Origin of the sequence: Streptomyces sp. NPDC059009, assembly GCF_042740175.1 — a bacterium.
GTDB lineage: Bacteria > Actinomycetota > Actinomycetes > Streptomycetales > Streptomycetaceae > Streptomyces.
Genome location: NZ_JBHYJB010000026.1, coordinates 114,366 through 126,833 on the forward strand (window position 1 = coordinate 114,366; position 12,468 = coordinate 126,833).

A 12,468-nucleotide genomic window follows, 5' to 3' on the forward strand; every position below is an offset into this window, starting at 1 on the left:
TCAACGCTTCTCACACGACTTGCCACGCGCCGCAGCGCGATCGGCACACTGGACGCGTGGTGAGAGCGATGCATGACGAGCCCGACCTGTTCGTGGGGCGCCGTACCGAACTGGCCTGTCTGGCACGGGCACTTGAAGAGCACCGAGTGGTGACGCTGACCGGGGCGGGAGGCGTCGGCAAATCACGGCTGGCACGGCAGAGCATCGAGGCCGGGCTCCCCTCCGGTGCCGAGCGGGTCTGCTGGGCGGATCTGTGGCCGCTCCAGGACGACGTGCTCCTTGCGGCGGCGGTGGCGGACGCCTGCGAACTGGCCGACCACACCGCGCGCCTGCCCGCCCAGGCGCTGTCCGACTGGATCGGCGGCCGGCGCCTGCTGCTCGTGCTCGACTCCTGCGAGCACGTGGTCGACGGCTGCCGCCGGCTGCTGGCCGAACTGGTCGACGGCTGCCCGCGGCTGACGGTCCTGACCACCAGCCGCGAGCCCCTGCACCTGCCGGGCGAGCGCATCATCCGCGTCGATCCGCTGCCGGTGGACCGCGAGGCCGTCGAGCTCTTCGCCGACCGCGCGGCCGCCGCCGGGCATCCGCTGCGCGGCGACACCGACCTGGCGCTGGCCCGGAAGGTCTGCGCCGACCTCGAAGGAGTGCCCCTCGCCCTGGAGTTGGCCGCCGCCCAGCTGCGCACCCACGACCTGCGCGAGAGCGTGCGACGAGCCCGCGCGCGGCTCGACCTGACGGGGCCGCCGCAGGAATGGGCCCCGGCCTGGCACAGCACGCTGCGTACGACGGTCGGCTGGAGCCATGAGCTGTGCGCACCCGAGGAGCGGCTCACCTGGGCCCGCCTGTCCGTGCTGCGCGGCCGCTTCGACGGGGACGCCGCCACGGCCGTCTGCGCGGACAGCCCGATGACGCCGTACGGGGCGCGGCGGGCCGTCGCCGCACTCGTCGACAAGTCCGTCCTCACCCTGGAGCGCGACCGCTTCCGGATGCTGGACACCCTGCGCGAGTACGGGCAGTGGTGGCTGGAGGCGCTGGGCGAGGGGCCGCGGGGGGCCGACCGGCACGCCGACCACTACCTGGAGCTGGCCCGCCTGGCCGACGCCCAGTGGGCCGGGCCCCAGCAGGCGTCCTGGTACCGCACGCTGCGGGAGTTCCACCTCGACGTGTGCGCCGCGCTGGAGCACCTGCTCGCGCACCGGCCGGACGACGCGCTCGAACTCGCCGGTCTGACGGGCTTCTTCTGGGTGTGCTGCGGCCATCTGCACGAGGCGCGGGCCTTCCTGGGCCGCGCCCTGGAGGCCGGCAGCGCCACCGGGCCGGCGCGGGCACGGGCGCTGTGGGCCCTCGGGCTCGCCCACATCCTGCAGGGCGAGCACGAGCCGGGCCTCCGGCTGGCCGCGGCCTGCCGCGACGAGGCCGCCCAGGCCGACGACGGCGAACACCTCCTCAAGGCCGCCTACTTGTACGGCCTCACCGACCTCCTCGACGGCCGCCCCGAGCGGGCCCTGATGGAAGCCGTCACCGCGCTCGCCACACCGGACGCACCCCGGGGCGCCACCCTCCTGTGCCGCCTCGCCCACGTCTTCGCCCTCACCGCGCTCGGCTCACTGACCGAGGCCCGCAGGGAGGCCCGGCTCCTGCGCCAGGAGTGCCGGGCCGACGGCGAGCACTGGACCCGCTCGTACACGGACTACCAACTCGCCGTCATCGCGCTCCTGGAGGGACAGCACACCGACGCCACGCGGCACGCCCGCTCGATGCTCACCTCCAAACGCGAGATCGGTGACAGCTTCGGCGTCGCCCTGGGCCTGGACATCCTGTCGGCGGCCCTGGCGGGCGACGGAAAGGGCGAGGACGCGGCCCTGGCCTACGGGGCGGGACACCGGTTCTGGCAGAACGTCGGCCATCCCCGGCGCGGCACCCCCGAGATCGCCCCCCTGCGCGACCAGGGCGAACGCACCGCGCGCCGGCTGCTCGGCGACCCGGCCTACGACCTGGCCTTCCGCCGGGCCACGCAGGCCGAGCCGGAGGCGATGCTGGCCTGGGCGGTCGGTGGCGGTGGGGCACCGGGCACTGCGGGCGCGGGGCCGGAGGGCGGCGGCCGGTGAGCCGAGGACACATGGGCACCACGCCCCACGGAACCGCCGCCGCCCCGGCGACCACTGCCCCGGCAACCCCCGCCCCGGCAGCCGCTGCCCCACCCACTGCTGCCCCCGCCCCCGCCCAGGCCGAGCCCACCCGAGAGGACCGATCATGAGCGCCCCTGTCGTCAGCGCGATCCTGGAGAACCTCCCCGCCCACCAGGTCATCACCGACCCGGACAGCGTCGAGGGGTTCAGTCACGACCAGGCCGCCTGGGCGCCGTACGGGCGGCCCGCGGCCGTGGTGAAGGCCGCGTCCGCGCAGGACGTCGCACACGTCGTCCGCGCCTGCGTCCGGCACCGCACCCCGGTCGTCGCGCGGGGCGCGGGAACCGGGCTCTCCGGCGGCGCCAACGCGGCCGACGGGCAGGTCGTCGTGGCGCTCGACGCGATGGACCGGATCCTGGAGGTGAACCCGCTCGAACGGCTCGCGGTCGTCCAACCCGGTGTCGTCAACGACCACTTGCGCGCGGCCGCGGCCGAACACGGCCTGTGGTACCCGCCCGACCCGGCGAGCTCCCCCTGGTCGACCATCGGCGGCAACGTGGCCACCAACGCCGGTGGCGTGTGCTGCGTCAAGTACGGCGTCACCCGCGACTACGTCCTCGGACTCGAGCTGGTCAACGGACTCGGCGAGGTCGTGCGCCTCGGCCGCAGGACCGCGAAGGGCGTCGCGGGCTACGACTTGGCCGGTCTTGTCGTCGGCTCGGAGGGCACGCTCGGCATCGTCACCGAAGTGACCGTCCGGCTGCGCCCGCTGCCCGGCCCCGCCATCACGGTCGCCGGATTCTTCTCCTCCGTCACCGACGCCGGAGCCGCCGTGCGCGCCGTCGGAGCCGCGGGGCTGACCCCCTCGGCGCTCGAACTGGTCGACCGGCACTGTCTGCGCGCGGTCGACGCGTGGAAGAACATGGGCCTCTCCGTGGACGCGGACGTCGTTCTGCTCGGCCGTCTGGACGACCCGGGCGACACGGGTGCCAGGGCGGCCGAGCGGATGGTCGAGTGCTTTCGCGGCGCGGGCGCGACATGGGCGGAGCGCTCCACCGACGAACAGGAGGCCGACGCCCTGTTCGCGGCCCGCCGCCTCGCCTATCCGGCCCTCGAACGCCTGGGCCCGGTGCTGACCGAGGACGTCTGCGTACCCAAGGAACACGTACCGGAGATGCTCGGGAGGATCGAGAAGGCCGCGGTCCGCCACGACGTCGTCATCGCGAACATCGCCCACGCCGGGGACGGGAACCTGCACCCCCTGCTGATCACGCCGCCCGGCGACGAGGCGGCGAAGGCCCGCGCCCAGGCGGCCTTCGACGACATCGTCGCCGACGCCATCGCGCTCGGCGGGACGGTCACCGGGGAGCACGGCGTGGGGCTGCTGAAACAGCCGGGCCTGGCTGCGGAGATCACGCCGGAGGTGATGGCGATGCACCGCGCGGTCAAGCAGGCCCTCGACCCGCACGGGGTGCTGAACCCCGGCAAGATCCTCTCCTGAGCCGCGGATGCCGGGGGCGGCTCCCGTGCCCGGACCCTCCTCATGCGGGTGGGCTGGATGCCGTTCAACTGCGCGATCCACGGTAGTCCCCGCCGCGCGCCCGGGTGTTGGCTGACGGATGCGAGGGCTTCAGCCCCCGTCGCCCGCACACAACCGCCCCGCGGAACGAATCGGAGGTCCTGACATGCCGGTGAGGCGAGTGGTGACCGGCCACGACGGTGACGGCAACTCGAGGGTGGAGAGCGACGTCGAGCTCCCCGAAGGGCTGGTGTGGCACGGGAAGTTCGACTCGCTCGACGACTGGGTCGACACGGTCGACGCGACCTCGCTGCCGTTCGACTTGTCGGGCCCGCCGGCCGGCTTCATCTTCCAGGTCGACCGCATACCGCCGGACGCGGTCATGAAGCCGCTCTACGGCGCCGGCGGCAACATCCGCGAGGTCACCGGCAACAGCCCGCGGGTCGAACTCGACGCCGAGGGCTTCCACTCCACCACGACGGTCGACCTTCTCTACATCGTGGACGGCGAGTTGACCTGCGAGTTCGATACGGGCAGCGTCAAGCTCGGCCCCGGTGACACCCTCATTCAGCGCGGCACCCGGCACGCGTGGCGCAACGCCGGGACCGAACCGGTGATGGTGATCGCCGTGCTGTTGAACACGCTGCCCGCAGAGACCGAGAAGGACCAGAAGGAGAAGAAGGACTAGCGGGGCTCCGTCACGTCGAGCCGTAGTACATCCGCAGGAACTCCTCCATCGCCGCGTCGACCCCGGCGCGGTCCCCGGTGGCGAGCAGGTCAAGGAGCAGCCCCCGGACGGTGGCGAGCCCCAGCCGGGCACGGTTGCGCGCCATGTCGGGATCCATCCCCGTGGCGAGCTCGGCGGCCACGAGGGGCTCCAGCCAGTCGTTGACGAGCCCCTCCAGGAACGGGGCGGCCTCGGGGCGCCCCCGCAGCGCATGCCCGTAGATCTCGAAGAAGAGCCTTTCCTGAGGGGCCAGTTGAGGGTCGGTCAGCTGCCGCCACAGGAGCCGGGCGGCGTCGGCGGGCGCGAGTGCGGGATCCAGGCGAAGCCGGGACAGCGACTCCCGCCTTCGCCGCTCCGATGCCCGGACGATCTCGAGGAGCAGCTGCTCCTTGGAACCGAAATGGTGGATCAGCATGCGGTGGCTGACGCCGATCCCGGCACCCAGGGCGCGCAGGCTGAGGTCCACGATGCCGTGTGCCGCGACGTAATCGACGGCGGCGTCGACGAGTTGGGCACGCCGTCCGCCGTTCCCGTCCACTTCCCGCTGCCCTTCTCTTCCTCTGTCCCTCTCGCTCTTCATCACGTCGCGAGCGTACCGATTGGTACATGCCTCATGTACCGTCTGGTACATGAAGTCTGTCACCGTGTCGACCGACGTACCGCAGACGCCCGAGCAGGTCTACGACTTCCTCGATGTCATGGCGCACCACGAGCGCTTCACCGATCACTACCTGACCAACTGGCGCTACGGCGGCCCCGCTTGCGGCATCGGTTCGTCCGCCACGGTCACGGCCGCACTCGGCGGCACGAAGACCGACGTCACCATCGAGGTCGTCGAGGCGGACGCGCCACGGCGCATCGTCGAACGGAACGTCAGCGCGGGCGGGCGGCGCGTGGCCCACGGCACCTACACCGTCGACCCGCGCCCGACCGGCGGGAGTCACGTCTCCTTCACGTACGCCTGGGAGCGCGCCCCACGCGCCGACCGTCTCCTGGCGCCCCTCGTCCGGGCCACCGTGCGACGGGCCAACCACACGGTCATGCGACGCCTGGCCGCCGAGCTGGCTCGCCACGTGTCCGCCGCCGACGGAGCGTGAGCCGGGGCCGCTTCAGTCGCGGGATTCCTTGAGGTGGGCGAGGAGGCCGTCGAGAGCTTCCTCGAGGGCTGCGGAGTTGGCCGGGTCGAACCAGGTGGTGCGGATGCGCTCGTTGTTCCCGTTCGGGGTCTCGTGGTCGGCGGCGAGCTGGTGCAGGGACCGGGACTCGTCCCCCAGGGCGCGGCCGACTCCCTGAAAGAGACTGCGGATGTAGCGCTCGGCGCCGTCGGGGGCGATGCCTTGTCCGGCGGCCCAGGACGTGAGCGTGGCGAGGTAGGAGTAGTGGGTGGTCAAGGTCCCCGTCAGCGTGGAGAAGACATCGAAGGCCGCCTCGTCCGCGACGGGAAGCGCTCCGCCCAGCGGCTCGAAGAGGGCGTCCACCTCGGGGTGCGAGGGGCACACGACCGTCACGGAGCGGCGTTCGCGGATGGCGGGCAGGGGGATGGCGCGGACCAGCGGGGCATCGGTGGCGAGTGTCCGGCGGAGGTCGTCGTTGGCGACCCCGGCCATCACGTTGACGACCACCTTGCCGGGGTCCACGCGCAGACCGGCCAGGGCCTCGTGCCGGTCCTGGCGGCGCACGGCGACGATCACCACATCGGAGCGGTCCACGACTTCTTGGTTGTCGGCGCACACCTCAACGCCCTGGTGGCGCTGGGCCAGTTCGGCTGCGGTGCGGGCGCCCCTGGGCGAGAGATGGATCTCCGGCGACGTGCCGCCCTCGTGGCGAAGGCCCGTCACGATGGCCCGGCCGATCTCGCCCACTCCGATGATGCCGATGCGGTTCACTGCGTGTGCCTCCCTGGCGGCGACCTGCCCGCCCTCCCTGGCCTCTGCGTTTGCGTTTGCGTCCCGAACAGTAATTTCCCCGGCGTAGGTTCAACAAGGGCGGGCAGCAGCGACCACGCCTCCGGCGTCGGGTCTGACGGCCGCCGGCACGGCTGGTTCCGCGTCCGCGTGCACCCGACGCAGGCCACGACGCGGAACGTGAACTCCGCTCAGGTGAAACCAAGTTGACCAGCGAGAAGGCAGCACGTTAGTGGGACGCAAGCGACACATCAGCAAAACGTGAGTGGTGCCCCCCAGACTCTGGAATGTCCGCAGCGGGCACGGTCTGCCACTAAATACAGTGGTTGGCGCGCCACCCCTCATCTCTCGTGAGGGCGCCTGCGGGTGCGTCCTGTCCGGTTGATTCTGAGGGGAGGGAATACCCATGGCGAAGATCCTTACGACGGTGCGCAACGCCGGTGCGATCTGCCGCTCGGGCTTGAAGCGGAGTGAGCCGAGCCTGAAGCAGAGCGCTTGGTACTTCTGGTACTAGGCCGGCGGACCGGCAACCCAGCGGGACCGGCAGGCGGTCCCGCACCGGGCCCGCACCCGGCGAGCCGATCGATGTCCGACGGCGCCGCGTGCGGGCCCTCCGCATCTTCCGAGTCCCGGAGTCCCCATGCCATCCGTGTCGTCCACCGGCGCCGTGCTCTCCGTCGCACGGCCCCCGCACCACCGCCGCACCACCGTCCTCGCACCGCGCCTCGACGCCCTGATGCGCGAGCACCTCGGCAAGGACCTCGTACGCCTGGAACCCGACACCATCGGCGTCGCCGGGGCCGAACTCTCGGACCGGATCCTCGCCGCCCGCAAGGCGACGGAGACGGAGCGGCCGACGTTCAAGCCGCTGCACGGACGGTCGATCTCCAAGACCGAGGCGTCCTCGGTGATGCGCACGATCGGACGCGATGTGCGCGAGGCACTCCGGCAACCCCTGCCGGAGCGGCTCGACCTGTCGGGGCCGTGGCCGATCACCGGGCATCTGTTCCTGCGGGATCTGCTGCTGCGCGACGACCCGTACCGGCTGCGGATCCTCATGAGCCGCAAGCTGGAGATCGACCCGAAGCTGACGTGGACCACGATCGTCGCGGGGGCGGCGCTCCCGCGGCGGCCGAAGCCGGGGCCGGGGTCGCAACTCACGCACATCGCGCGGCTGTTCGCGGAGGCCGGGAGCTACGACGACCGGCGGTACGCGATGGGCATGTACCGCCGGGCGGCGGCCCCCGTCTGCTTCACGGTCTCCACGCTCGTCGCCAACGCGCTCTGGCTCGGCTCGCCCTTTGCCGACACCGCCTCGAACCGCAACATCCTGTACGAGGCCATGCGCCTGCTGCCCCCGTCGTGGAACCTCCTGCGCAACCGCTCACCGGAATACCCGGCCATCGACGACCGGATCGGGCCCGGCGACGACGTTCTGCTGCTGCCGCTGCTCACCCATCGCGACCCCGCGCTGTGGGAGGACCCGAACGAGTTCCGGTCCGAGCGCTGGGACACCCTCGATCCGGACGACACCCCCGGGTACATGCCGTTCGGCCATGTCAGCGAGCGCTGCTGGGGCCGCCACATGGTCATGCCGCTCGCCGAGCTCCTCCTGGAGAACATCCGCCGCAGCGGGCTGATCGTCGCCCCGGGGCAGCGCACCGCGGACGTGCCCCTCGTCGGGCTCCTGGGCGTGCAGAAGATCCATCTCGGTCACGCGAGCAAGGTGCGGCATGTCTGACTCCGACGCCACCTTCGGCTCCGACCACACCCACCACACGCACGACTCCGGCGACTCCGGCATCGAGGTCCTCGACCCGTCCTTCTTCGGGCGCGCCCACCACGTGTACCGGGCCTGGCGCGAGGAAGGCGGGGTTCGGCGGGCGCGCTTCCCGGGGCCGACCCCCGTCGAGGGCTGGGTCATCACCTCGTACGCGGAGGCGAAGGCCGCCCTGGCCGATCCCCGGCTCAGCAAGCACCGGTCGGTCGAGAGGTTCGGCCGGCACGTAGGGCTCACCAGCGGTCCGGGCAGCGCACTCTTCACCCATATGCTCAACTCCGACCCGCCCGAGCACACACGGCTGCGCAAGCTCGTCCAGCGGGCCTTCACCGCCAAGCGCACGGCCGGGCTGCGTCCGCTCGTCGAGGGCCATGTGACGTCGCTGCTCGATGCGTGGGAGGGCCGCGAAGAAGCGGAGCTGATCGGTGAGTTCGCGCTTCCGCTGCCCGTCGCGGTGGCCTTCGACCTGTTCGGCGCGTCCGACGCCGACCACGAGGCGCTGCAGGTGCGCGGCAACACCCTCACCGGCGGGCAGGGGGACGGCGAGGTGTCCGTGTTCACGGCGGAGAGCATGCTCGCGTATCTACGGGCACTGCTCGACCTCAAGCGCGAGCACCCCGACGACGGGCTCCTCTCCGCCCTCCTCACCGCCCGGCACGAGGACGAGGACGCCCTGAGCGAGGACGAGATCACCTCGATGGCCTTCCTCTTGTTCGTCGCGGGCCACCAGACCACCGTCAACCTCATCGCCAACGGGATCCACACCCTCCTCATGCACCCGGACCAGCGCGCGGCGCTGACGGCCGACCCCACGCTCATGCCCCGGGCGGTCGAGGAGATCCTGCGGTACGAGTCCCCGTCCGCGCTGGCGTCGTTCCGGTACGCCACCGAGCCGGTCACCGTCGCCGGAGTGACCATCCAGGAAGGCGAGTTCGTGCAGATCTCCCTCCTCGGCGCGAACCGCGACCCCCACCTCTTCCCCGACCCCGACCGGTTCGACATCCACCGCGAAGAGGCGTCCCGGCACGTCGCGTTCGGCCATGGGATCCACCACTGCCTGGGCGCACCCCTGGCCCGCCTCCAGGCGGAGGTGGCCTTCACGCGGATCCTCGAGCGCTTTCCCGGCCTGCGCCCGGCGGAGGGCGAAAACGCCGTGTGGCAGTCCAACCCGCGCCACCGCGGCCTGCTGGAACTGCCCGTACGGCTGCGCTGAGCTGCGCCGGGGTGACTGACGTACGATCGGCCTCCCTGCGTCCCGTGAGGCGCGTCCCGTGAGGCGCGTCCGGAAAGCGCGTCCAGAAGGCGCGTCCACGTGGCGCGTCCGGAAGGCGGTCCGTCCATGCCCGTGCCGAGCCTGCTCGCGGTGTTCGCCCACCCGGACGACGAGTCGCTGTCGGCGGGCGGAGTGCTCGCCCGGCACGCCGCCGCGGGCGCCCGGACCGCGGTCGTCACGGCGACCTGGGCCCAGGACACCCATCGCGCCGCGGAGTTGGCCGAGGCCCTGCGGATCCTCGGTGCGGGCAAGCCGCGGCTGCTCGGCTACGCCGATGCGCGGGTGCCGGAATCCGCCCCCGGCTGCGCCCGGTTGTGCGATGCGCCGCTCGACGAGGCGGTGGGGCGGCTCGTGGCGCACCTGCGCGACGTCCGGCCGGACATCGTGGTCACCCATGACGGCTACGGCGGTCTGCCCGGCCACCCCGACCACGTCCACACCCACCGGATCACCCTGCTCGCCGTGCACGCGGCCGGACTTGAGCAGCTCCACCCGGATGCGGGCCCCTCCTGGCAGCCCCGCGCCCTCTACCTGGCCACGCACCCGCACTCGGCCGTCCCGGCGCTCCGCGAGGTGATCGGTGCGCGCAAGTCGGTGTACAGCGTCCCGGACGAGAACGTCACCGCGAGGGTGGACGTAGCCCCCTGGCTGGAACAGAAGATCGCCGCTGTCCTCGCGCACCGCTCCGAGGTGGAGCGCGGGGCCCTGCCGGGGGTCATCGCCGGGCTCCCTCCGCAGGCCCGGCGGACGCTGTTCGCGACCGAGTGGTACATCCGGCACACGCCGGTGAGCGTGACCGGGAACCAGAGCGAACTGACGGCCTGAACTACCGCGCCGCCCCCGGCTCCCGCCCCCCCCTGTCCCCGCCCCCTGTCTCCGCCCCCGCTACTTCTCCGCGTCGCGCGAGCGCCCGAACGCCTTCGAGAAGGTCCCGCGCAGCAGACCGCCCGACTTGGCCTGCCCCTTCCCGGACACTCCGGGGATGCCGGGCAGGGCAGGGAGCCCGGGGAGGCCCTCGCCGCGGGTCGCGTCGGCCAGCGCCGACTGCGCCGTCTCGGCGGCTTCCCGGTACTGGTCGCGGGAGGCGGTCATGGCGTCGAGCGCCTCGGCGTACTGGGTGACCATGGCCTGGGCGTGGGCCAGCTCCTCCTCGGGGGTGAGCAGGTGCCAGCCCTGGCGCAGCCGCGTCAGGGCCTGCTCGGCGGCCTCCGGCAGCGGGCGCGACAGGGCGGCGAACTCCTTGATCCTGTCGAGGAGTTCGGTGGGTTCCGAGCCGTCCAGAAAGACGTTGCGCACCGTGAAGCGGTCCGCGTCGTACGCCGGTCCGGACGGCGTCGCGGGCAGGACCGGCAGGACGACGGCGCCGCCGCGCGGCACCCGCAGCTTCAGCTCCCGCTTCATCGCGAAGTCGAGGATCTGGGCCTGCTCCGGCGTGCCCCGGTGCTCGACCACCCGATGGCGCAGGCTCGGCGGCAGGTGCGAGGAGACCGGCCGCTCCCCCTTGGGGTCCGGAGTCATCGCCTCGTGCACCACGACGTGGACGTACCAGCCCTGCCGCGTGACGTCCCGCAGCCGGTGCCGCACCTCGTCGTCGTCCTTGGGCAGGTAGTTCACCGCGCGCAGGCGCACGTCGGACACCAGGTCGTGATCCCAGGGGACCAGGTCGCTGTCCGGCCAGAAGATCGTGGCGGGCGAGAGCCAGTGGGCGTCCCACGCCCGCTCCGCCTCGGCGGCCAGGACCCACAGGACGCCCTCACCGTCCTTGCGGCGGCTCTCCGGGTCGTACGTGGTCAGCTGTGCGCGCACCGTGACCTCGTCGTCCACGCGCCAGCGCGCCTCGAAGAGACGGCGGGCCGACGGGCCGGGGTCGGCCGACGCGTCGCGCGGGTACAGGACGGTGGACCGGGCCGCCTCGACGGGATCGAGCTCCACGAAGTCGTCGAGCACCCCGGCCGCCTTGAGGGCGATCAGGTTGCGCCGGACGTCCAGCTCGGGCTCGGGCCCGAGGTGGCGCCCGCGCGCCAGCCACGCGGTGTCGGGGGCGGCGGTCACGGAAGGGCTGTTTTTGGTCATCGAGTCACTTGGTGGGTGGGCAGGACCTCACCAGTATGGGGCGCAATGCTGTCAAAGGAAGGGGCACCCCGGCCAAGCCATCCGCTTTGTCATGATCTTCTCCGTGGCTTGGTCATGCTCCCCGGCGAGGGCCGGGGCCTCGCGCGCCGCCCTCTGCCCGGCTCCCGGCCCTGGACTCCCGGGTCCCGAGTTCCGGTTCCCGGCTCCCGGCTCCCGGCTCCCGGCTCCGGGTCGGCATCGTGCCCGGCCAGGCCACGTCGTCGATCGCGAGCCACGGCGCGGCGGCGACGGCCGTGGGCGTGAGCCCGGTGAACTCCTTGACCTCGCGATGGAGGTGCGACTGGTCGACGTATCCGCACGCGGCGGCCACGCTCGCGGCGGCATGCCCGGCCGCGAGCAGGTGGGCGGCGTGGTCGAAGCGCACCAGGCGCGCGGCGCGTTTGGGCGGGATGCCGAGCTGGGCGCTGAAGCGGGCCGACAGGTGCTTGCGGCCCCAGCCGACCTCGTCCGCCAGACTGTCGACGCGCACACGCCCCCGGTGGCCGAGGGTCCGCCGCCAGGTGTGGGCGACCTCGGCGTCGACCGGCCGGTGCGCGGCCGGCCTGCGGCTGAGGAGCTCCGCCGCGACATCGAAGCGTTCCTCCCACGATCCGGCGGCGCGCAGCCGCTCCTCGACCCGTCCGGCCTCCCGCCCCCACACGTCCTGGAGGGAGACCACTTCCCCGCTGAGGTCGGCCGGACCGCCGAGCACCGCGGCCGCCACCATCGGCTGGAGCCGGATCTGCAGACACCCGCCGACCCCGTGCCCGGCCGCCCGCAGATCGCCGGGGAGGAGTCCGACGACGACGCTGCCGTGCTCGTACCGCCCCTTGCGTCCCTGGCTGTCGTAGACAGCGATGTCCGCCTCGCCCAGGCCGAAGAGAAGGGTCACGGACGGGTGCGCGACCATGGCCAAGTCGACATGGGCGGGGCCCAGGTGGCCGAAGCCCGCCATGCTGACCCCCGGCAGCAGCCGGGCCGGCCCGCGGGGGACGGCGATGTCCACACGCCCCCAGTCCGGCGG

Annotated in this window: 11 protein-coding genes; 7 read left to right on the forward strand and 4 right to left on the reverse strand. The window is 72.7% G+C overall.

The window, feature by feature from the left end; all coding sequences use genetic code 11:
• The first annotated feature begins 68 nt into the window (after positions 1-68).
• The 3 genes from ACFWYM_RS25225 to ACFWYM_RS25235 all read left to right on the forward strand — a co-directional run bounded on the left by ACFWYM_RS25225 (position 69) and on the right by ACFWYM_RS25235 (position 4,336).
• The gene (locus ACFWYM_RS25225; RefSeq protein ID WP_384841424.1) at positions 69-2,108 is read left to right on the forward strand and encodes an ATP-binding protein; all 2,040 of its coding nucleotides are present in this window, start codon (positions 69-71) and stop codon (positions 2,106-2,108) included.
• Positions 2,109-2,253: 145 nt separating this feature from the next.
• Positions 2,254-3,630 carry an FAD-binding oxidoreductase gene (locus tag ACFWYM_RS25230; RefSeq protein ID WP_384841427.1) on the forward strand — a complete coding sequence of 459 codons (1,377 nt, stop codon included), beginning with the start codon at positions 2,254-2,256 and terminating at the stop codon, positions 3,628-3,630.
• Between the two features lie 184 nt (positions 3,631-3,814).
• Positions 3,815-4,336, forward strand: coding sequence for a cupin domain-containing protein (locus ACFWYM_RS25235; RefSeq protein ID WP_384841430.1), 522 nt, complete (start codon positions 3,815-3,817; stop codon positions 4,334-4,336).
• Positions 4,337-4,346: 10 nt separating this feature from the next.
• Here the strand turns inward: ACFWYM_RS25235 and ACFWYM_RS25240 are convergent, their stop codons facing one another.
• Positions 4,347-4,955 carry a TetR family transcriptional regulator gene (locus ACFWYM_RS25240; RefSeq protein ID WP_384841508.1) on the reverse strand — a complete coding sequence of 203 codons (609 nt, stop codon included), beginning with the start codon at positions 4,953-4,955 and terminating at the stop codon, positions 4,347-4,349.
• A 49-nt stretch (positions 4,956-5,004) separates the two neighbouring features.
• Here ACFWYM_RS25240 and ACFWYM_RS25245 point away from each other — a divergent pair, with 49 nt between their 5' ends.
• Positions 5,005-5,472, forward strand: coding sequence for an SRPBCC family protein (locus ACFWYM_RS25245; protein ID WP_384841432.1), 468 nt, complete (start codon positions 5,005-5,007; stop codon positions 5,470-5,472).
• A gap of 12 nt (positions 5,473-5,484) precedes the next feature.
• On the opposite strand, the gene ACFWYM_RS25250 is transcribed toward ACFWYM_RS25245, so the two are convergent.
• The gene (locus ACFWYM_RS25250; RefSeq protein WP_384841435.1) at positions 5,485-6,261 is read right to left on the reverse strand and encodes an NAD(P)-binding domain-containing protein; all 777 of its coding nucleotides are present in this window, start codon (positions 6,259-6,261) and stop codon (positions 5,485-5,487) included.
• A 658-nt stretch (positions 6,262-6,919) separates the two neighbouring features.
• Between ACFWYM_RS25250 and ACFWYM_RS25255 the strand changes: the two genes are divergently transcribed.
• The 3 genes from ACFWYM_RS25255 (at position 6,920) to ACFWYM_RS25265 (ending at position 10,157) form a co-directional block, all read left to right on the forward strand.
• Complete coding sequence (locus ACFWYM_RS25255; protein ID WP_384841438.1) at positions 6,920-8,020, forward strand: cytochrome P450; 1,101 nt, start codon at positions 6,920-6,922, stop codon at positions 8,018-8,020.
• Complete coding sequence (locus tag ACFWYM_RS25260) at positions 8,013-9,272, forward strand: cytochrome P450 (protein ID WP_384841441.1); 1,260 nt, start codon at positions 8,013-8,015, stop codon at positions 9,270-9,272. Before ACFWYM_RS25255 ends, ACFWYM_RS25260 begins: the two co-directional genes overlap by 8 nt.
• Positions 9,273-9,398: 126 nt before the next feature.
• Positions 9,399-10,157: a PIG-L deacetylase family protein gene (locus tag ACFWYM_RS25265; protein WP_384841444.1), complete on the forward strand. Its 759-nt coding sequence runs from the start codon at positions 9,399-9,401 to the stop codon at positions 10,155-10,157.
• Positions 10,158-10,217: 60 nt separating this feature from the next.
• Here ACFWYM_RS25265 and ACFWYM_RS25270 read toward each other — a convergent pair whose 3' ends face one another.
• On the reverse strand, positions 10,218-11,405 hold the full coding sequence (locus ACFWYM_RS25270; protein WP_384841447.1) for a hypothetical protein: 1,188 nt from the start codon (positions 11,403-11,405) through the stop codon (positions 10,218-10,220).
• A gap of 112 nt (positions 11,406-11,517) precedes the next feature.
• Positions 11,518-12,450 (reverse strand): helix-turn-helix domain-containing protein, encoded by a 933-nt coding sequence (locus tag ACFWYM_RS25275; protein WP_384841450.1) that lies wholly within the window; start codon positions 12,448-12,450, stop codon positions 11,518-11,520.
• Between the last annotated feature and the right edge of the window lie 18 nt (positions 12,451-12,468).

Excerpts from the sequence above, each read along its gene's own strand:
- ACFWYM_RS25255 (WP_384841438.1), top strand. The coding sequence starts at position 6,920 with ATGCCATCCGTGTCGTCCACCGGCGCCGTGCTCTCCGTCGCACGGCCC.
- ACFWYM_RS25235 (WP_384841430.1), top strand. The coding sequence starts at position 3,815 with ATGCCGGTGAGGCGAGTGGTGACCGGCCACGACGGTGACGGCAACTCG.
- ACFWYM_RS25265 (WP_384841444.1), top strand. The coding sequence starts at position 9,399 with ATGCCCGTGCCGAGCCTGCTCGCGGTGTTCGCCCACCCGGACGACGAG.
- ACFWYM_RS25245 (WP_384841432.1), top strand. The coding sequence starts at position 5,005 with ATGAAGTCTGTCACCGTGTCGACCGACGTACCGCAGACGCCCGAGCAG.
- ACFWYM_RS25240 (WP_384841508.1), bottom strand. The coding sequence starts at position 4,955 with ATGAAGAGCGAGAGGGACAGAGGAAGAGAAGGGCAGCGGGAAGTGGAC.
- ACFWYM_RS25225 (WP_384841424.1), top strand. The coding sequence starts at position 69 with ATGCATGACGAGCCCGACCTGTTCGTGGGGCGCCGTACCGAACTGGCC.
- ACFWYM_RS25270 (WP_384841447.1), bottom strand. The coding sequence starts at position 11,405 with ATGACCAAAAACAGCCCTTCCGTGACCGCCGCCCCCGACACCGCGTGG.
- ACFWYM_RS25260 (WP_384841441.1), top strand. The coding sequence starts at position 8,013 with ATGTCTGACTCCGACGCCACCTTCGGCTCCGACCACACCCACCACACG.
- ACFWYM_RS25230 (WP_384841427.1), top strand. The coding sequence starts at position 2,254 with ATGAGCGCCCCTGTCGTCAGCGCGATCCTGGAGAACCTCCCCGCCCAC.